Origin of the sequence: Pantoea sp. PNT03 (assembly GCF_014852515.1) — a bacterium.
Lineage (GTDB): Bacteria > Pseudomonadota > Gammaproteobacteria > Enterobacterales > Enterobacteriaceae > Pantoea > Pantoea leporis.
On record NZ_JACVBT010000005.1, the window covers coordinates 474438 to 494736 of the forward strand.

The 20299-nt window shown below is 58.1% G+C and carries 19 protein-coding genes; 5 read left to right on the forward strand and 14 right to left on the reverse strand.

Annotation, left to right across the window (positions count from 1 at the left end; all coding sequences use genetic code 11):
- Positions 1-159: 159 nt before the first annotated feature.
- Positions 160-2604 (forward strand): acyl-CoA dehydrogenase FadE, encoded by a 2445-nt coding sequence (gene fadE, locus IB226_RS19505; RefSeq protein WP_192236755.1) that lies wholly within the window; start codon positions 160-162, stop codon positions 2602-2604.
- 49 nt (positions 2605-2653) lie between these two features.
- On the opposite strand, the gene mtnK is transcribed toward fadE, so the two are convergent.
- Positions 2654-3853, reverse strand: a complete 1200-nt coding sequence (gene mtnK, locus IB226_RS19510) for an S-methyl-5-thioribose kinase (protein WP_101762528.1) — start codon at positions 3851-3853, stop codon at positions 2654-2656.
- A gap of 105 nt (positions 3854-3958) precedes the next feature.
- Between mtnK and mtnA the strand changes: the two genes are divergently transcribed.
- Positions 3959-4978: an S-methyl-5-thioribose-1-phosphate isomerase gene (gene mtnA, locus IB226_RS19515; protein WP_192236756.1), complete on the forward strand. Its 1020-nt coding sequence runs from the start codon at positions 3959-3961 to the stop codon at positions 4976-4978.
- 128 nt (positions 4979-5106) lie between these two features.
- Here the strand turns inward: mtnA and IB226_RS19520 are convergent, their stop codons facing one another.
- The 3 genes from IB226_RS19520 to IB226_RS19530 are packed head-to-tail and all read right to left on the reverse strand — an operon-like array spanning position 5107 to position 6945.
- Positions 5107-5649 (reverse strand): acireductone dioxygenase, encoded by a 543-nt coding sequence (locus IB226_RS19520; RefSeq protein ID WP_101762530.1) that lies wholly within the window; start codon positions 5647-5649, stop codon positions 5107-5109.
- Between the two features lies 1 nt (position 5650).
- Entirely contained in the window at positions 5651-6334 is a 684-nt protein-coding gene (gene mtnC, locus IB226_RS19525) for an acireductone synthase (RefSeq protein WP_192236757.1), read from the reverse strand.
- Positions 6331-6945 carry a methylthioribulose 1-phosphate dehydratase gene (locus tag IB226_RS19530; protein ID WP_192236758.1) on the reverse strand — a complete coding sequence of 205 codons (615 nt, stop codon included), beginning with the start codon at positions 6943-6945 and terminating at the stop codon, positions 6331-6333. The genes mtnC and IB226_RS19530 overlap by 4 nt, the downstream gene beginning before the upstream one ends.
- 131 nt (positions 6946-7076) lie before the next feature.
- On the opposite strand from IB226_RS19530, the gene IB226_RS19535 reads away from it, so the two are divergent.
- Complete coding sequence (locus tag IB226_RS19535; RefSeq protein ID WP_192236759.1) at positions 7077-8237, forward strand: pyridoxal phosphate-dependent aminotransferase; 1161 nt, start codon at positions 7077-7079, stop codon at positions 8235-8237.
- Positions 8225-8995, forward strand: a complete 771-nt coding sequence (locus tag IB226_RS19540; RefSeq protein ID WP_192236760.1) for an amidohydrolase — start codon at positions 8225-8227, stop codon at positions 8993-8995. Before IB226_RS19535 ends, IB226_RS19540 begins: the two co-directional genes overlap by 13 nt.
- 41 nt (positions 8996-9036) lie before the next feature.
- On the opposite strand, the gene katG is transcribed toward IB226_RS19540, so the two are convergent.
- The 10 genes from katG to hpxU all read right to left on the reverse strand — a co-directional run bounded on the left by katG (position 9037) and on the right by hpxU (position 18580).
- Positions 9037-11235, reverse strand: a complete 2199-nt coding sequence (katG, locus tag IB226_RS19545) for a catalase/peroxidase HPI (protein ID WP_192236761.1) — start codon at positions 11233-11235, stop codon at positions 9037-9039.
- A 142-nt stretch (positions 11236-11377) separates the two neighbouring features.
- Entirely contained in the window at positions 11378-11713 is a 336-nt protein-coding gene (gene uraH, locus IB226_RS19550; RefSeq protein ID WP_101762537.1) for a hydroxyisourate hydrolase, read from the reverse strand.
- On the reverse strand, positions 11710-12204 hold the full coding sequence (uraD, locus tag IB226_RS19555; RefSeq protein WP_192236762.1) for a 2-oxo-4-hydroxy-4-carboxy-5-ureidoimidazoline decarboxylase: 495 nt from the start codon (positions 12202-12204) through the stop codon (positions 11710-11712). Before uraD ends, uraH begins: the two co-directional genes overlap by 4 nt.
- A 2-nt stretch (positions 12205-12206) precedes the next feature.
- Positions 12207-13472 (reverse strand): allantoate amidohydrolase, encoded by a 1266-nt coding sequence (gene hpxK, locus IB226_RS19560; protein WP_192236763.1) that lies wholly within the window; start codon positions 13470-13472, stop codon positions 12207-12209.
- Complete coding sequence (locus tag IB226_RS19565; RefSeq protein WP_192236764.1) at positions 13469-14704, reverse strand: alanine--glyoxylate aminotransferase family protein; 1236 nt, start codon at positions 14702-14704, stop codon at positions 13469-13471. The genes hpxK and IB226_RS19565 overlap by 4 nt, the downstream gene beginning before the upstream one ends.
- A gap of 21 nt (positions 14705-14725) precedes the next feature.
- Positions 14726-15457, reverse strand: a complete 732-nt coding sequence (locus IB226_RS19570; protein WP_101762541.1) for an amino acid ABC transporter ATP-binding protein — start codon at positions 15455-15457, stop codon at positions 14726-14728.
- Positions 15438-16094 (reverse strand): amino acid ABC transporter permease, encoded by a 657-nt coding sequence (locus IB226_RS19575; RefSeq protein WP_097097590.1) that lies wholly within the window; start codon positions 16092-16094, stop codon positions 15438-15440. Before IB226_RS19575 ends, IB226_RS19570 begins: the two co-directional genes overlap by 20 nt.
- The gene (locus IB226_RS19580; RefSeq protein WP_061717544.1) at positions 16094-16759 is read right to left on the reverse strand and encodes an amino acid ABC transporter permease; all 666 of its coding nucleotides are present in this window, start codon (positions 16757-16759) and stop codon (positions 16094-16096) included. Before IB226_RS19580 ends, IB226_RS19575 begins: the two co-directional genes overlap by 1 nt.
- 3 nt (positions 16760-16762) lie before the next feature.
- On the reverse strand, positions 16763-17548 hold the full coding sequence (locus IB226_RS19585; protein WP_097094836.1) for a transporter substrate-binding domain-containing protein: 786 nt from the start codon (positions 17546-17548) through the stop codon (positions 16763-16765).
- A 192-nt stretch (positions 17549-17740) separates the two neighbouring features.
- A complete protein-coding gene (gene hpxU / locus IB226_RS19590) occupies positions 17741-18580 on the reverse strand; it encodes a MurR/RpiR family transcriptional regulator HpxU (RefSeq protein WP_101762543.1) in 840 nt (279 codons plus the stop codon).
- 121 nt (positions 18581-18701) lie between these two features.
- Here hpxU and IB226_RS19595 point away from each other — a divergent pair, with 121 nt between their 5' ends.
- A complete protein-coding gene (locus tag IB226_RS19595; protein WP_192236765.1) occupies positions 18702-20288 on the forward strand; it encodes a gamma-glutamyltransferase family protein in 1587 nt (528 codons plus the stop codon).
- Positions 20289-20299 lie beyond the last annotated feature (11 nt).

Below are 20299 nucleotides of genomic sequence, written 5' to 3' on the forward strand. Positions count from 1 at the left end.
GCGACGTCTCGAGGAAGTTTGGCAGTTGTTGCGCATCGTGCAACGAATTTGTGAGATGTGTTGTAATTGCGATGTAAACAGATTGATAAATTTTGCCCCATATTCTAAACCTACATCCATAACAGGTCAGACCTCTTACTACTTATGGAGTGGTTCATTATGTTGGTTGCCTCAATCGTTGCGACGCTAATCCTGCTTAGCGTGTTGTTCTACCACCAAATTTCGCTTCAGCTGAGCAGCGTAATTCTGCTGCTGTGGACCGGCGCGCTGGCGGCCGCTGACCTATGGACGCCATGGATGCTGCTGCCGCTGGCGATTATTCTGCTGCCATTTAACCTGCCGGTGATGCGTCGTAGCCTGTTCTCGAAACCGGCGCTGCACAGCTTCCAGAAAGTGATGCCGCCGATGTCGCGCACCGAAAAAGAGGCGATCGACGCTGGCACCACATGGTGGGAAGGCGACCTGTTCCGCGGTAAACCGGACTGGCAGAAGCTGCACAACTATCAGCAGCCGCGCCTGACCGAAGAGGAGCAGGCCTTTATCGATGGTCCGGTCGAAGAAGCGTGCCGCATGGCGAACGACTTCGAAATCACCCATGAAATGGCCGATCTGCCGCCGGAGTTGTGGGCGTATCTGAAACAGCATCGCTTCTTCGCCATGATCATTAAGAAAGAGTATGGCGGCCTGGAATTCTCCGCCTATGCGCAGGCGCGCGTGCTGCAGAAACTGGCGGGCGTCTCCGGCATTCTGGCGATCACCGTTGGCGTACCGAACTCACTCGGCCCCGGCGAACTGCTGCAACATTACGGTACTGATGAGCAGAAAGATCATTACCTGCCGCGCCTGGCACGCGGTGATGAGATCCCGTGCTTTGCACTGACCAGCCCGGAAGCGGGTTCGGATGCCGGCGCAATTCCCGATACCGGCGTGGTGTGCATGGGCGAGTGGCAAGGTCAGCAAGTGCTGGGCATGCGTCTTACCTGGAACAAGCGCTATATCACGCTGGCACCGATTGCCACTGTATTGGGCCTGGCGTTTAAACTCTCCGATCCGGATCACCTGTTGGGCGATACCGCAGAGCTCGGCATCACTTGCGCACTGATCCCAACGCACACGCTTGGCGTAGAGATCGGCCAACGTCACTTCCCGCTCAACGTGCCGTTCCAGAACGGTCCAACGCGCGGTAAAGACATTTTCGTACCCATCGACTTCATCATCGGCGGCCCATCCATGGCCGGCCAGGGCTGGCGCATGCTGGTGGAGTGTTTGTCCGTTGGTCGCGGCATCACGCTGCCTTCGAACTCAACCGGCAGCCTGAAAAGCATTGCGCTGGCGACCGGTGCCTATGCGCACATCCGCCGTCAGTTCAAAGTCTCTATCGGCAAGATGGAAGGGATCGAAGAGCCGCTGGCACGCATTGCTGGTAACGCCTACGTGATGGATGCTGCCGCAACGCTAATCACTAGCGGCATTATGCTCGGTGAAAAACCTGCGGTGCTATCGGCGATTGTGAAGTATCACTGCACCCATCGCGGTCAGCGCGCGATTATCGACGCGATGGATATCGCTGGCGGTAAAGGCATTATGCTGGGCCAAAACAACTTCCTGGCGCGGGCTTATCAGGGCGCACCGATCGCCATCACCGTGGAAGGCGCTAACATCCTGACGCGCAGCATGATCATCTTCGGCCAGGGCGCGATCCGCTGCCATCCATGGGTGCTGGAAGAGATGAACGCCGCAGCGAAAAACGATTTGGTGACCTTTGACCGCGCGCTGTTCAGCCATATTGGCCACGTAGGCAGTAATAAAGTACGCAGCCTGTGGCTAGGCTTAACCGGCGGCCGCACTAGCGCCACACCAACCCGCGACGCCACGCGCCGCTACTATCAACACCTTAACCGTTTGAGCGCCAACCTCGCGCTGCTGTCAGATGTATCGATGGCGGTGCTGGGCGGCAGCCTGAAACGTCGTGAACGTATCTCGGCGCGTCTCGGTGATGTGCTGAGCCAGATGTATCTGGCCTCCGCCACCCTGAAGCGCTATGACGATGAAGGCCGCAACGAAGCCGATTTGCCGCTGGTACATTGGGGCGTGCAGGATGCGCTGCATCAGGCCGAAGTGGCGATGGATGATTTGCTGCGTAACTTCCCGAACCGCATGGTGGCCGGTGCGCTGCGACTGGTGATTTTCGCCGGTGGTCATCACTGCCCGGCACCGTCAGATAAACTGGACCACAAGCTGGCGAAACTGCTGCAGCTGCCTTCTGCGACCCGTACCCGTTTGGGCCGCGGCCAATATCTGGCACCAAGCGCACATAATCCTGCAGGTCAGCTGGAGCAGGCGCTGCAGGATGTGATGGCCGCCGAAGTGATTCACGATCGTTTATGCAAGCAGCAGAAAAAGCATCTGTCATTTACCCGACTGGATGCGCTGGCACAAGAGGGCCTGAAAGCGGGCTGGATTGATGAGAGCGAAGCGCAGGTCTTGATCCGTGCGGAAGCCAGCCGCCTGAAAGCGATTAACGTCGATGATTTCGCGCCGGAAGCGCTGGCGGTGCCAAAGCCGCAGACGAAATCCAACCCGCGGGCCAGTGAAGCCGCTTAAAACACAAAAGCCTCCGCATGGAGGCTTTTTTATTTCATTCACGCCAGCCTTAACCCGCCTGACGAATCCGCGCAATCAGCGCATCCACATCAGCAACATGATCGGCAGCCAGAATCAGCGTGCGTCCCAGCGTGATACAGCTGCGAATGCACTCGGTGCGCATGGTCTCATCTTCAATCTGTTTGAAATCCGCAACGTGAGACATTCCCACCGTGCGGCGGATCAACTCGGTACCGCAATAACCCAAGGTATCGCGCCACACTTTGCGCAGGAAAGATTCGGCGTAACCGGGATAGGCCAGCGCCACATCGCGGGTTTTCTCTTTCGCCAATTCCAGGAAGCGGCTGGCAAACTGATTACAAATATCCTGCACGTCACTCAGACGACGTTCACGCCCTTCTGCCGCCTCACGCGGTGCCAGCAAGCCCGGCAGGCAACAGTAGTTGATCAGCAAGTTGCCAATCGCGCTGCCGACATCAAAACCTATCGGCCCAAAGTAACCAAACTCCGCATCAATCACTTTCAGGCTGCCATCGGCGACAAAGATGGAACCGCTGTGTACATCGCCATGCAGCAAGGCTTCCGCATCGGCGAAGAAACGGTGTTTGAGACCGGCCACGGCGATTTTTAGCGCATCGTCGCTGCGCAGGCTGACCACCAGCGATTCCAGCGCCGCAGGATATTTGTTGCGCTCATGGTCAATAAACGGATCGTTGAAGAATAAGTCTTCGGTGATTTCGCACATTTCCGGATTAATGAAACGCGCCACTTCGGCTTTTTTCTTATGCGGATGCAGGAAGAAATCGGAGGTATGGAACAGCGTCTGCGCCAGATATTCGCCAACCTGACGACCGGCCTGCGGATAATACGCGCCCTTCACCAATTCGCTCCGCCAGATACGATGACTGGAGAGATCCTCCATCACCATCACCGCCAATTCGGCATCGTAATGAGTGACGTTAACGGTGTGCTGCGGGCAATGTTTGTAGTGCTCAATCAACGTCTGCGCTTCGAGACGCGCACGATCCAGCGTGAGCGGCCAGGATTCACCGACACAACGCACATAGGGCAGCGCCTGTTTTACCACCACGCGGCTGCGGCCTTGATTATCGAAAATTTTAAACACCAGGTTGAGATTGCCATCCCCGATCTCCTCGGCGCTCACCAGCGCTGACGGATCGTCCACGCCGCCAAATTGTTGAGCATATTCCACAGCATCGGCAGCATTGAACGTACGGTATTGCGACATTGCCTGTTCCTCGATTATCGATAGTAATAAGCCGTTCAGACGTCTATACATCCGCTACGCATGTTGGCACAATAGCCAGCATTAACGCAACAGGGATTTCACACCATGCAAACACTTCGTACCACCAGCCTTGAGGTCCGCGATAATCAACTGTGGATCCTTGACCAGCAGGCGCTGCCACAACAACAAAACTGGCTGCCCGCGCACAGCGTCGCGCAGTTGGTTGAACACATTCACGCCTTGCGCGTGCGCGGTGCGCCGCTGATTGGCCTCTCAGCCAGTTTGCTGCTGGCGCTGCTGGGTGAGCAAGGCGCAGCGCGCGCAGAATTAGTGACGGCGCTTGAGGTGCTGCGCGCGGCGCGCCCAACGGCGGTGAACCTGATGAATAACCTTGATCGCATGAAAACTGCGTTGGCCGAAAGTGATTTCGTCACGGCGCTGAGCCGCGAAGCACTGCGTCTGGTGGCCGAAGATAAGCAACTGTGTGACAACATCGCCCGCGCCGGCAGCACGCTGGTAAAACCGGGCAGCCAACTGCTGACGCACTGCAATACCGGCGGGCTAGCGACTGCGGGCGTCGGCACGGCGCTCGGCGTTATCGCTTATGCCCACCAGCAAGGTTTGGTGAAAAATGTCTGGGTGGATGAGACGCGGCCGCTGCTGCAAGGTGGCCGTTTAACCGCGTGGGAGCTGGGTGAGCTAAACATTCCTTATCAGCTGATTACCGACTCGATGGCCGCCAGTCTAATGGCGCGCGGCGTGGTCGATGCTATTTGGGTCGGCGCGGATCGTATCGCAGCGAATGGTGATGTCGCGAACAAGATTGGCACCTATAGCCTGGCCGTGCTGGCGCACTATCACGGTATTCCGTTCTACGTCGCCGCACCGCACACCACGCTGGATCGTCAATGTCCAAACGGCGACGCCATCCCTATCGAGCAGCGCGCCGCCAGCGAAGTGACCGGCGTTGCAGGCAGTTTTGGTAGCGTGCAGTGGGCACCGGAAAGTGCGGCAGTCTATAACCCGGCCTTTGATGTGACGCCAGCGGCGTTGATTAGCGGTTGGGTGCTGGATACGGGTGTGGTGACGCCTGCGCAGGTAGAGGAAGGGATATTTTTGCCGTAAATAGGCGCAATTTGCCCCTCACCCCGGCCCTCTCCCGCAAGCGGGCGAGGGGGAAAACCATACTTGCCTGTTTGCACGATCGGTTCCCTCTCCCACTTGTGGGAGAGGGTTAGGGTGAGGGCATAAAATCACGCCAAACGCGGATACGCATCAGCAATCTTATCGCCGGTGAAATTCGCGACCCAGCCTTCCTGATTATCGAAAATGCGGATCGCGGTAAAGTGCGGCTCAGAACCCATATCAAACCAGTGCGCCGTGCCAGCGGGCACCGAGATCAGATCATTCTTCTCACACAAAATCTGATACACCTCGCCCTCCAGATGCAGACAGAACAGCCCTGAACCTTCAACAAAGAAGCGTACTTCATCTTCGCTATGCGTATGTTCGTTAAGGAACTTGGTGCGCAGCACCTCTTTCTGCGGATTATCCGCACGCATGCTCAGCACATCCCAGCTCTGATAGCCCTTCTCGGCCACCAGACGATCAATCGCATGTTGATAGGCGTTAATCACCGTCTCTGCATCAGGATCCGCACCCAAATCGCGATCGGCTTCCCAGCGTTCAAAGCGCACGTTTTTCGCGTTAAGACGCTCGCGAATCGCCTCGGCATCGGTGCTGTGCCACACCGGTTGCTGGGCTTCGGTATCGGTAAAAATGGTCAATGCACTCATGTTAAATCGACTCCGGTTTAATCTGGGAAAAATCGTTGACCTGGTGATGACGACTGGCGTTATCCGCCGCGCCACGAATTAACTGCACGGTATGCCAGCCCGCATCCGCTGCCGCATCCAGCTCCTGATGAATATCCGACAGGAACAGCAATGACGCAGGCGCAAGGCCGATTTTTTCGGCGATATTGCGATACGATTGCGCTTCACGTTTCGCGCCGACGCCGGTATCAAAATAGCCGCTGAACAGCGAGGTTAAATCACCTTCATCGCTGTAGCCAAATAACAGTTTTTGCGCGGCGACCGATCCCGAGGAATAAACATACAGACCAATCCCCTGCTGCTGCCAGCGCGCAAAAGCCGGCAGCACGTCGGGATAAAGGTGGCCGGTGAACTGGCCTTCAACGTAGCCGGCGCGCCAAATCATGCCCTGCAGGGCTTTGAGGCCCGGTGACTTGCGATCCTCATCGATATAATTCTTGAGTGTGATAATCAGCTCCTCCAGCGTGGCCTGAGGCGCAGCGGACTCTGCACGCACCGCGTTGAGTGCGGCGGCGACGTTTTCATCGGTATGATTTTCCCGCACGTACGCCGCTAAACGCTGACGCGCATAAGGGAACAATACCTGATGCACAAACTGGATATCGCTAGTGGTGCCTTCAATATCGGTAACAATGGCGCGGATCATTTGGCCTCCAGCAGGAGACGTTGCAGTTCACATTCAAAAAGGAATTCCAGACCTTCCAGATGGCGACGCGCTTCGTTCACGTCCTTGCCCCAGCAGGTCAAACCGTGGCCGCGCAGCAGAAAACCATATTGCAGCGGCGTAGCGGCGGCAAAAGCTTCAATACGCTGCGCCAGCGCCGTCATGTCCTGATCGTTATCGAACAAGGGAATGGCGATGGTGTTCAGATGCGTCTGCTGCCCGGCCAGCGTTTTCTGCATCTCATAACCACTGAGCAGCAGCGCATCGCCCTTCTCTACCCGCGACAGCACCGTCGAGTTGACCGTGTGCGTATGCAGCACCGCACCCGCCTGCGGAAACAGGCGATAAATCAAGGTATGCAGGCCGGTTTCCGCCGAAGGCGTGCGGCCCGATGGCACAGCGTTGGTAGCGATCTCAACCTGGATAAAATCATCGCGCGTCAGGCTGCCTTTATCTTTGCCGGACGCACTCAGCAGACAATACTCCGCGTCCTGCCGCACCGACATATTACCGCCGGTCGCAGGTGCCCAGCCTTTGCCACCAATCCAGTGGCAGGCAGCCACTAAATGTTCCAGTGGAAGAAAATCCGTCATAGCGTTATACCGACTCCGCAGGTTAGTTTAGACGTCTAAGCGTCTCGATTGCCAAATGTTAACATCCTGTTTATAGTGGCAGCAACACAGGGTTTCTCCGCAACGACATTCGCGCTTAAGGCCACAAAACAATGACGCAGCACAACCTGATCCCCGAGAGCAAATTACCGGCGCTCGGCACCACCATCTTTACGCAAATGAGTGCGTTAGCTCAGCAGCACAACGCCATCAACCTGTCGCAAGGCTTCCCCGATTTTGACGGTCCGCGCTATTTGCAGGAGCGCCTGGCGCATCACGTGAGTCAGGGCGCCAACCAATATGCACCGATGATCGGCGTACTGCCACTGCGTGAGGCGATTGTTGAGAAAACCGCCGCGCTTTACGGCCACACGCCTGACATCAACAGCGATATCACCGTGACGACGGGCGCGACAGAAGCGTTGTACGCTGCGATCACCGCGCTGGTGCGTCAAGGTGATGAAGTGATCTGCTTTGACCCAAGCTACGACAGCTACGCGCCTGCGGTGCAACTGGCGGGCGGCGTGTTAAAACGCATCGCCCTGCAGCCGCCGGGTTTCCGCGTTGACTGGCGCGAATTTCGCGGCCTGCTGAGCAGCAAAACCCGCTTAGTGATCCTGAACACGCCGCATAATCCGTCCGCCACCGTGTGGCGCAAAAGCGATTATGCCGAGCTGTGGCAGGCGATTGCTGAGCAGGAAATCTTTGTGCTGAGCGACGAAGTGTATGAGCACATCTGTTTCACCGAAGAGGGCCACGCCAGCGTGTTAGCGCATGCTGAACTGCGTCAGCGATCCATCGCGGTGTCATCTTTTGGTAAAACCTTCCACATGACCGGCTGGAAAGTGGGTTACTGCATTGCCCCGGCGGCGATCAGCGCTGAAATCCGCAAGGTGCATCAATATCTGACCTTCTCGGTGAATACGCCGGCACAACTGGCGATTGCCGACATGCTGCGTCAGGCGCCTGAGCACTATCGCGAACTGCCGGAGTTCTACCGCGCGCGCCGCGATCGCTTTATCCAGGCGCTCTCCGCCAGCCGTTTCAAGCTGCTGCCGTGCGAAGGCACTTACTTCCTGCTGGTCGATTACAGCGCCATTTCCGATCTGGATGACGTGAGCTTCTGCCAGCTGCTGACCAAGGAAGTCGGCGTGGCGGCGATTCCGCTGTCGGTGTTCTGCGCCGAACCTTTCCCGCACAAGCTGATTCGCCTGTGCTTTGCCAAACAGGAAGCGACGCTCGACGCCGCTGCGGAGCGCTTATGTCAGCTTTGAAAATTACCGTTCTGCAGGAAACCCTGAGCTGGATGGATGGCGCGGCTAACCTGCGTCATTTCGACGGTGTGCTGAAAGGCATTGCAGGCCGCGACATCATTCTGCTGCCGGAAATGTTCACTACCGGTTTTGCTATGGAAGCTGCCGAAAGTTCGCTGCCGCAGGATGACGTCGTGGCGTGGCTGCAAGCGCACGCGCAAACCAGCAATGCGTTAGTCGGCGGCAGCGCGGCAATCCAGACGGAAAAAGGCGCGGTGAACCGCTTCTTGCTGGTCGAGCCTGACGGCACGTTGCATCAGTACGACAAACGTCACTTGTTCCGCATGGCCAATGAACATCAGCACTATGTGGCGGGTGAAACGCGTGAAGTATTTGAGTGGCGCGGCTGGCGGATTCTGCCGCAAATTTGCTACGACCTGCGCTTCCCGGTTTTTTCGCGTAACCACAACGATTACGATTTGGCGCTGTATGTCGCCAACTGGCCGGCACCGCGTGCGCTGCACTGGCAATCACTGCTGTTAGCCCGTGCAATTGAAAACCAAGCTTATGTCGCCGGTTGTAACCGCGTCGGCAGCGATGGCAATCAGCATCAATACAGTGGTGACAGCCGGATTATTTCGCCGCTGGGTGAGATTCTGGCGAGTGGAGAGCCCTTTGCGCGTGCGCGTCTTGATGCGGAACTTTCGCTGGAGGAGTTACAAGCCTACCGCGAACGCTTCCCGGCATGGCGCGATGCGGATGGGTATACGCTGAAGTAATAAAAAACCCCGGCTAGCCGGGGTTTTTTTAAATTTGTAAATTACAGCTCGAAGCGATCCAGATTCATCACTTTGGTCCAGGCGGCAACGAAGTCGGTCACGAACTTCTGCTTCGCATCGCTGCTGGCGTAAACCTCGGCCAGCGCGCGCAGAATAGCGTTCGATCCAAACACTAAGTCGGCACGTGTCGCAGTGAACTTCACTTCGCCGCTCAGACGATCGCGACCTTCAAACAGCTCTTCGCTCTCATCGGTGGCTTTCCACGCGGTGCGCATGTCGAGCAGATTAACAAAGAAATCATTGCTCAGTACGCCAACGCGATCGGTAAATACGCCGTGCTGGCCGCCGTCGAAGTTGGTGCCCAATACGCGCAGGCCACCGAGCAATACCGTCAATTCTGGCGCGCTCAGCGTCAGCTGTTGGGCTTTATCCAGCAGCAGCGTTTCGGTTGAAGAACCTTTGGCGCTGCGGCGATAGTTACGGAAACCATCGGCCAGCGGCTGCAGGAAGTTGAACGACTCAACGTCGGTTTGATCCTGACGCGCATCCACACGGCCCGGCGTAAACGGCACTTGCGTTGCTACGCCAGCGGCTGAAGCGGCCAGTTCGATACCTACGCTACCTGCCAGCACAATGACATCGGCCAACGATGCTTTGCCTGATTCCTGCTGAATCTTCTGCAGAGTTGGCAGCACATCATTGATTACGCTGGCATTCACCGCCCAATCTTTCTGCGGCGCTAACGCAAGACGCGCACCGTTGGCACCGCCACGTTTGTCACCGCCACGGAAGGTGGAGGCTGAAGCCCAGGCCACTGAAACCAGCTGGCTGACGCTCAGACCTGAAGCCGCAATGCGCGCTTTAATCTCGCTGATATCAGCCGGCGTTGGCTGATGAATCGCCTGCGGTAACGGATCCTGCCACAGCAGATCTTCCTTCGGCACTTCCGGACCGATGTAACGCGCTTTTGGTCCCATATCGCGGTGCGTCAGTTTGAACCAGGCGCGGGCAAAGGCTTCGTTAAATGCCTGTGGATCGTTGAGGAAGCGGCGCGAAATCTTGCCGAACTCTTCATCGAAACGCAGCGTCAGATCGGTCACCAGCATGGTCGGTTTACGTTTTTTCTCCGGATCAAACGGATCCGGGATAATCGCTTCGGCATCAACCGCTTCAAACTGGATGGCGCCCGCTGGGCTGCGTGTCTGTACCCATTCGTATTTGAACAGATTCTCGAAGAAGTAGTTGCTCCACTGCGTGGGAGTTTGCGTCCACACCACTTCCAGACCTGAAGTGATGGCATCTTTACCCACGCCGCTGCCATAGCTGCTGGTCCAGCCAAGGCCCTGCGCTTCAATCGGTGACTCTTCAGGATCAACGCCAACATGGCTGGCTTCTGCCGCGCCGTGGGTTTTACCCAAAGTATGACCGCCAGCAATCAGCGCCACGATCTCTTCATCGTTCATGCCCATGTTGCCGAAGGTGGCACGAATCGCCGGCGCGGCTGATTTTGGATCGCCGCTGGCTTCCGGGCCTTCCGGATTGACGTAGATTAGGCCCATTTCGGTAGCGCCCAGCGGTGCATTGGCCAGCGCTTCTGGATGGCGATGCGCCAGCCATTCGGTTTCGTGGCCCCAATCCACATCCATATCCGGTTCCCATACGTCTTCACGACCGGCACCAAAGCCGAAGGTGCGGAAGCCGGCGTTTTCCAGCGAGACGTTACCCGCCAGGATGTAGAGATCGGCCCAGGAAATTTTTTGACCATATTTCTGTTTTACCGGCCACAACAGGCGACGCGCTTTATCGAGGCTGACGTTATCCGGCCATGAGTTCAGCGGCGCAAAACGTTGCTGACCGCGACCTGAACCGCCACGACCATCAATGGTGCGATAAGTACCCGCGCTGTGCCACGCCATGCGAATGAACAGCCCAATATAGCTGCCCCAGTCGGCTGGCCACCAGGATTGCGAATCGGTGAGAAGTGCGCGGATATCGGCTTTTAACGCGGAGTAATCCAGTTTGCTGAATTCGTCGCGGTAGTTGAAGGTGTCACTAAGCGGGTTGGAACGGTTGGAGTGCTGGTTTAACAGATCGACGCGTAACATATTAGGCCACCAGTCGCGGTTGGATGTCCCGCCACCGGCGCCGCGCGCCAGAACACTCTTCTCTTCAGACGCCCCGTGATGAAAGGGGCACTTGCCTGCGGCTGCTGCATTATCGTTATTGTCGTGCGTGCTCATGTTTATCGGCTCCATTGGCTTCATATTGCTTTCTACTATGCGACTAAGATTAGCCGCACTTTCGTCAGGAATATATTTGGATGAACCGAAGGTTTTGATAGTTACTGGCTTTCAAGCGCAGCGCGTGAAGTGGCGCACATTATCAGCTGCCGCGATAAGTCGACCACGACCACGGCGAGATGAGAAACGGCAGATGATAATGGCTGCCTGTGGCGCCAATCACGAAATCAATCTGCGCACTCACGTAGAGCGCATCGCGCCCTTCGGCAGCAAAGTAGTCGCCAATTTCCGCCGTCAAACGGTAATGACCTGGCGCCAGCGGTTCGGGCGTCAGATCTTTGATGCGTCCGTCGCTGTCGGTGTTGCCTTCCACCAGCGGCAGCCAGCCTTCCGGGCTATTTTGCTCGAGCGAAACCGCCACGCCAATCGCCGGTTTGCCCAGCGCGGTATCGAGAATATGCGTCGTAATGGTGCTCATGTGATGCTCTCCTTTAGCCGCAACAGGGTAATTTCACGCAGCTGCGCCAGCGCTTCACGCTGTTCACTCGCTGCATCATTGTTAAGCCGACGCTGCAATTCCGCCAGCATCTCTTCGCCGCTGCGCCCCTTGGCACGAATCAGAAACACCCGGCCAAAGCGCTGCTCATAGGTTTGATTGCCCGCCAGCATCGCCAATTGCAGCGCGCCGTCCGCCTGCTGCATCGCCGACTGCTCACTGCGCGACAGCGTGGCCTCTTTGTCCGCGCCCGCCACGTTGTCGCCAATGCGTGGATGGGCACTCAGCGCCTGCTCAAGATCAGCGGCTTGCCACAACTGCGCCAAACGATCGGCTTCGGCCTGTAAAGCCGCAACGTCGGCAAAAGGTCGCGCCGCCACCAGCGCCTGCTGCCAGGCGGGAATCGCCACGCAGTGCGCAATCGCCGCCTGCGCAGCTTGAGGTGAAAGCTGATTAAAGTTGACCAAATCCATCTTTATTCCTTAGCGCGCGCAATATCGCAAACCGCTTGCAGATACGCCTGCACGCCCAGTGCCACATCAGCGGTTTGTACCGATTCCGCCGGATGATGGCTGATGCCGCGATGGTTGCGCACAAACAGCATGCCCACCGGCCAGCGCTCGGCGATAGCAATTGCATCATGCCCCGCGCCGCTCGGCAGCGACAGGCTGCGCCCTTGCACGGTTTCTACCGCATGGCTCAGCGCCTGCTGCAACCGCGCATCACAGGCGGTAGCGGCAATGTGGTAATACTCGTTGGCGCTGAAGGTTAAGCCGCGACGCAGCGCAATCGCCTGCGCCTGGGTGAGCAGCGTAGAGAGTAAACGCTCCAGCGGCTCATCCTGCGGACCGCGCACGTCAAGCGACAACTGCACTTCACCCGGGATCACGTTAACCGCGCCCGGCAAGCAGCTCAGCGTGCCGACGGTCGCCACCAGCTGCGGATCGTGCTCTTGCGTGGTGTGCTCAATAAACACCATCCATTCGGCGGCAGCGGCCAGCGCATCTTTGCGATGCGTCATCGGCACGGTGCCCGCGTGACCCGCTTCACCGATAAAACTGCAGTTCAGACGACGCGCGCCGTTGATCGCCGTGACCACGCCAAGCGCCAAATCTTCCTGCTCAAGACACGGACCTTGCTCGATATGCAGTTCCAGATAGGCGGCGATGTCATTGACCTGACGCGCCGCGTCGTGAATCTTCGCCGCATCGAAACCGACATCCTGCATCGCTTCCGCCACGGTGATGCCGTTGCCATCCGGGTGCGTCACCCAGCTTTCCGGCCAGCTGCCGGTTATGCCACGGCTGCCGAGCAGCGTAATGCCGAAGCGCGTGCCCTCTTCGTCGCCGAAGCCGACAATCTCAATCGCCAGCGGCAAACGCTGCTGCCGATCGTGCAGCCACTGCACGGTTTCAATGGCGCTTAACACGCCGAGCATACCGTCGTAGCGACCGGCATTGCGCACCGTATCCAGGTGCGAACCGAGCAGCAGCGCCCGCGCGCCCGCCTGCGCCGCTTCGTAGCGACCGCAAATGTTGCCCACCGCATCCTGCCACGTCGTCATACCCGCGGCCTGCATCCATTCGCCGACGCGCGCGTTAGCACGCAGCTGTTCCGGCGACAGATAAACGCGCGTCAGGCCATCTTCGCTTTCGCTGATCTCAGCCAGCGCATCACAGCGCGCCATGACGCGAGCGGCGGCGATCTGCGCCTCGCTGGCGGTCATCAGGCTTTTATTCATGCGCGGCTCCCGTAAAGATCCCACGCCGCCTGCATCCCCGCGCCTTGCGTGGTGCGGAAGCCAACATGATTCAGCACCGCTTCCAGCGCGCTCAGGGTTTGCATCACGCAATCTTTACGCGCGTTGTAGCCCATGGTGCCGATGCGCCACACTTTGCCATGCAGCGGACCAAACGAAGTGCCGATTTCGATACCGAAATCTTCCAGCACCAGCTTGCGTACCTGATCGCCATTCACGCCCTGCGGAATCACCACGCCGAGCACGTTATTCATTTTGTTTTTTAAATCGCCAAAGGTTTCGAGGCCCATGCCCTGAATGCCTTTCAGCAGCGCATCGCCGTGCAGCTTGTGGCGCGCGATGCCGTTATCTAATCCCTCTTCCATTATCAGACGCGCACATTCACGCGCGCCAAACAGCGCGGTGGTGGCTTCGGTGTGGTGATTAAGGCGCTCCGGGCCCCAGTAATCCATGATCATGCCGAGATCGAAATAGTTGGAGTAGATCATCTCGTCGTCGCCATCCTGATGATCGGCGGTGCGGATGCCCTCTTCCACGCACTTGCGCTTGCGGATCACCGCTTCCATCTGCGGGCTCAGCGTGATTGGCGACGTACCGGATGGACCGCCGAGGCACTTCTGCATCCCGGCTGAGACCGCATCCAGGCCCCACGCATCGGTTTCCAGCGCGTTACCGCCGAGCGACGCGGTGGCATCGGTGTAGAACAGCACGCCATATTTCTGGCAAATCGCGCCCAGCGCTTCCAGCGGCTGCAGCATGGTGGTGGACGTATCGCCCTGCACCGTCAGCAGCAGGCGCGGCTGCACTTTTTTGATCGCGTCTTCGATCTGATCCGGCGTAAACACTTCACCCCACGGCACTTCAATGGTGTGCACTTCCGCGCGGCAGCGGCGGGCAATTTCACACAGCAGATGACCGAAACGGCCAAACACCGGCACCAGCACTTTGTCGCCCGGACGGATCGCCGACAGCAGGATCGCTTCGATACCGGCGCGTGACGTGCCGTCGATCAGCATCGTCCAGCGGTTTTCAGTGCGGAATACGCCACGGTACAGCGCCATCACTTCGTTCATGTAGTGCGTCATCGCCGGATCGTACTGGCCGATCAGCTGGCTCGACATGGCGCGCAGCACGCGCGGATCGGCATTGATCGGGCCCGGTCCCATCAACAGACGCTGTGGCGGATTGATTTGCGAAAATTGGCTGATATCCATGTTGTATTCCTTAAAGAAAGCTTAGAGGCGCACGGTAGAGATAAACTGCTTCAGCTCCGCGGTTTGCGGATTGGCGAACAGCGTTTTGCTGTCGCCCTGCTCCCAGACGCGCCCCTGATGCATAAAGACCACGCGATCGCCCACGTCGCGGGCGAAGTTCATTTCATGGGTGACAAGAATCAACGTCATGCCTTCGGCGGCCAGCTGCTCCAGCACTTTCAGCACTTCGCCCACCAGCTCGGGATCGAGCGCGGAGGTGATCTCATCACAGAGTAAAACTTTGGGCTGCATCGCCAGCGCACGGGCAATCGCCACGCGCTGCTGCTGACCGCCCGACAAATTGGCCGGATAGTAATTGATGCGCTCACCGAGGCCGACTTTCTCCAGCATCTGCGTTGCCAGCGCACGGCATTCGGCTTCACTTTTCTTCAGCACACGGCGCGGCGCCAGCATCACGTTTTCCAGCGCCGTCATGTGCGGGAACAGATTGAAGTTCTGGAACACCATGCCGACCGAACGGCTAATTTCACGCGCCTGCGATTCGCGGTCGGTAATTGTCATACCGCCGAGTTTGATGCTGCCTTCCTGATAACCTTCCAGCCCGTTCATGCAGCGCAGCAGGGTACTTTTACCCGATCCGCTGCGGCCGATAATCGAGATCACTTCGCCGTGATCGACATCGAGATCGACACCTTTCAAGACGTGGTTATCGCCGTAGTACTTCTGTACCTGATTAATGGTGATGAGCGGCATTGAATTTTTTCTCCAGGTACTGGCTGTAACGCGACAGCGGATAACACATCAGGAAGTAACCGAGCGCTACCAGGCCAAACACCTTGAACGGCTCATACGTCACGTTATTCAAAATGGTGCCGGCTTTGGTCAGCTCGACGAAACCGATAATCGAGGCCAGCGCGGTGCCTTTAATCACCTGCACGGCAAACCCAACCGTAGGCGCGATGGCGATACGAATCGCCTGCGGCGCCACCACGCGAAACAGCGTTTGACCAAAGGTCAGGCCGAGACAGCGCGACGCTTCCCACTGCCCTTTTGGCAGGGCGCGAATACTGCCGTACCAGATATCCACCAGAAACGCGCTGGTGTAGAGCGTTAAAGCCAGCGAGGCGGCGGTCCAGGGCGCGACATCGATGCCGAACAAGCCGACGCCGAAGAAGGCGAGGAACAGCTGCATCAGCAGCGGCGTGCCCTGAAACAGCTCGGTGTAGGCGCGCACCAGGCGCATCGGCCATTTACGTTTCAGCAGGCGCATAAACAGCAGCGGCAAGGTCACCAGCGTGCCGCCAAAAAACGCCACCAGCGAAAGTAAAATTGTCCAGCGCGCTGCCAGCAGCAGGTTGCGCAGGATGTCCCAGTCGGTAAATTGCGTCATCATGCCGGCTGCGCTCCCAACCATTTACGTCCCAGCGCCAGCAGCAGTTGGCGCATGGCAATCGACAACGCCAGATAGATCAGCGTGGTCACGAAATAGACTTCAAAACTCAAAAAGGTGCGCGACTGAATCAGGTTGGCGGCGAAGGTCAACTCTTCGTACGACACCTGCGACACCACCGACGAGCCGAGCATCACAATGATGCATTGGCTGACCAGCGCCGGATAAATACGCTGCAGCGACGGCGGCAGCACCACGCGGATAAAGGTTTGCGTGCGGGTCAATCCCAGCACGCGCCCCGCTTCCCACTGCCCGCGCGGCGTCACCTGAATGCCGGCGCGAATAATTTCGGTGCTGTACGCGCCAAGGTTAATCAACATCGCCAGCAGCGCGGCTTCACCCGCCGTCAGTTTCAGACCCAGATTGGGCAACCCAAAGACGATGAAAAACAGCTGGACCACAAACGGCGTATTACGAATCAGCTCGACGTACAGGCCCCAGATGCGGCTCGCCCAGCTCGGTTTGCCGCTGCGCAGCGCCGCGCCGAGAATACCGAGGCTGACACCGCCCACGGTGGCGAGCACGGTGATCTGAATCGTGACCCACAGTCCGGCCAGCAACTCTGGCCAGTGCGGCCAGAGATCGGCGAAGTTAAGTTGCGCCATACTTTATGCGCCGAGGTTCGCTGGCAGCGGCGCTTTCAGCCACTCTTCCGACAGCTTGTTCAGCGTGCCGTCTTTGATTCCCTGCTCAATCAGCGCATTCACTTTCTCTTTCAGCGCTGGCTCATCTTTTTTCAGGCCGATGTAGCACGGTGAATCTTTCAGCATAAACTGGGCAACCGGCGCTTTTTCGGCGTTCTGGCGCGCAATCGCCGCCACCACCAGGTTGCCCGTCGCCACGTACTGCACTTGTCCGGAAAGGTAGGCCGACAGCGTGGTGTTGTTATCTTCATAACGCTTCACCTGCGCCTCTTTCGGGGCGATATCGCTTAACACCATATCTTCCACTGCACCGCGCGTGACGCCGATCGATTTGCCGCTCAGCGCTGCCGCATCTTTCAGCGTTTCGCCTTTCGGACCAAATACGCCGAGGAAGAACGGCGCGTAAGCGCGGGTGAAATCGATCACTTTTTCACGCTCGGCGTTTTTACCCATGCTGGAGATCACCAGATCGACTTTATCGGTCTGCAGATACGGCACGCGGTTGGCACTGGAAACGGGCACCAGCTGCAACTTCAGTTTCATCTGTTTAGCGAGATACTTCGCCATGTCGATATCGTAGCCCTGCGGTTGCAGATCTGTACCTACAGAACCGAACGGCGGGAAGTCCTGCGGAACCGCTACGCGGATCACGCCGCGCTTCTGAATATCCTGCAGCTGATCGGCCATCGCACTACCGACCTGCGCCATCAGCAATGCCGCGCCCGCTACCGCTAATAATACTTTTTTCATTATGCACCCCGGTGAGTTTACGTGAAACAAAAGATTCTTGATGAATCATTCTGCAACTAATGTGCCAACCGCAGTGCCGGGAGAAGAAAGGGGAAAAAACGCGGAATTACCGCGTTGAAGGCAGCAAAAAAGGGCATTGCGCCCGTTGGAATTAACGATCAAAATTAGTGCAATGCACCATAATGGCGCCCGTTAACGGTGTTCCAGCTCGTCGAGATGCTGATAAAGATCGGCAATTTGATGGATGCGCTGACGGCCCTGCGACAACATTTCATGCAGCAGCGCATTCGCCAGCAGGTTAATCAGGCTCATGGCGGAGGCGTAGCTATCAAAAGCGGAAACGCTGTCGAGCGGCGCGCAAAGCTGCCAGCGCGCCAGCGTAATAATCCCCTGCGCCTGCGGCTCACACAGCGCCAGCACCGGAATGTTGCTCTGCTGCAGCTGCTGCATCAGCGGACGAATGATGCGTGGACGGCGGCGAAACGCCATCACCACCACGATATCGTCGGGCGTGATATCCACCAGCTCTTCGCCCAACGTCTGGCCCGGCTGCGGCAGCACATGCACCTGCGGACGCGCCTGCATCAGTTGCTGACGCAGGTGCAGCGCCACCGGATAGGCATTACGCATGCCGATGATAAATACCCGTTTTGCCGCGCCCAGCGCGCTGATCACCTCGCCAAACTGCTGCGGATCGATGCTGTTGACCCACTGCGTCAGGTTGGCCATCTCCTGCTTATAGTGGCGCGACAGCAAGGTGTTGCCCTGTACCGCATCGCGGTTGTCGGTGAGCGGCATGCCGCTCTGGCGCAGGATGCGCAGCTCGTCGCGCATGTCCTTATATTTCTCGTAACCGAGACGCTTGAATAAACGGCTGACCGTGGCCTTCGACACACCGCTCAGCCGCGCCAGCTCGGCGCTGTTGTAGCTGATCAGGTCATCAAAATGGTCAAACACGAAGTCGGCAATGCGCTGCTCCTGCGGCGACAGTTGCGGATAGTGACTACGAAGGCGTTCATCAAGTTGTTTCATCATCGGTCCTGTAACTTTCGTTTCATCACAAGCTAGCATAAATCGATCCAGATTGATGTCCGTTCAAAACTGGAACAGCTCTTGCTTCCCATTAACCACGTACCCAGAAAAAGAGTTCTTTATGATACAGAGCAACATGGCGCCGTTAGGCATGGCCGTTACGCCGCACCATCTCGCCAGCGAAAGCGCCTTAGCCGTACTGCGCGAAGGCGGCAATGCGCTGGAAGCGATGGTGGCCGCCGCTGCCACCATCGCCGTGGTTTACCCGCACATGAACGGTTTGGGCGGCGACGGCTTCTGGCTGGTGGTGCCGCCAAACGGCGATCCCATCGCCATTGACGCCAGCGGCGCAGCCGGTTCGCTGGCACATCTTGATTTCTACCATGGCGAAACGCAGATTCCGCATCGCGGCCCCAAAGCCGCCTTAACCGTGGCGGGTACCGTCAGCGGCTGGCAGGAAGCGTTAACGCTGGCGCAGGAACTTGGCGCGACGCCGCTGCCGTTAACCCGCCTGCTGCGCGATGCGATTCGCTATGCCGCCGACGGCATTCCGGTCACCGCCTCGCAAGCCGCCGCCACCGCCGCCAAACAGCACGAGTTGCAGCATCAACCTGGTTTTGCCGCCACCTTTTTACCGGACGGCAGTGTGCCAGTTGCCGGCAGTCGCTTCACCCAGCCGGCGCTGGCGAATACGCTGAGCATGCTGTGCGATCACGGGCTGGAAAGTTTCTATCGCGGTGAACTGGCGCACCATCTGGCGCGCGAAATGACTGCGCTGGGAATGCCAATCACGCTCGAAGATTTGCAAACGCACCAAGCCCGGCGCTGCACGCCGCTGCATCTGGCACACAGTGAAGGCGATATCTGGAACATGACGCCGCCGACGCAGGGTTTGGTGTCGCTGGCGATCCTCGGCATTACCGATCGGCTGAATATGGCTGACGCCGATGAAGCGCAAACCGTGCACCGCATCGTTGAAGCCACTAAAAAAGCCTTTGCGCTGCGCGACAAGCACATCACCGATCCGCGCCACATCGACATTGATGTGCAGCGTCTGCTGGATGAGGAACACCTCAGCACGCTGGCGGCGCAGGTGGACGATCAACAAGCCGCTGCGTGGGGCACCGGGCGCGGGCCGGGCGATACCGTGTGGATGGGCGTGATGGACAGCAGCGGATTAGCGGTTTCGTTTATCCAGAGCGTCTATCACGAATTCGGCAGCGGCGTGGTGCTGCCCGGCACCGGCATCACCTGGCAAAACCGGGGTGCCGCCTTCAGCCTGCAACCCGATCATCTGCTGGCGCTGCAGCCGGGCAAACAGCCGTTCCACACCCTCAATCCCGCTGCCGCGCGTCTCAAAGATGGCCGCACCATGGTGTACGGTTCGATGGGCGGCGACGGCCAACCGCAAACCCAGGCGGCGATTTTCACCCGTCACGTGATTCAGGGACATCCGCTACAGCAGGCGGTGAGCGCGCCGCGCTGGCTGCTGGGTCGTACGTGGGGACAATCATCCGATTCGCTCAAGCTCGAAGCGCGCATCGCGCCGGAAACAGTGCAGCAGTTGCGTGCGCTCGGCCATGAGGTTGAACTGCTACCCGATTTCAGTGAAGTGGTCGGCCATGCGGGCGCGATCGTCAGACACAACAACGGCATGCTGGAAGGCGCGTTCGATCCGCGCAGCAACGGCAGCGCCGCCGGTTTCTAACGGAGATTATT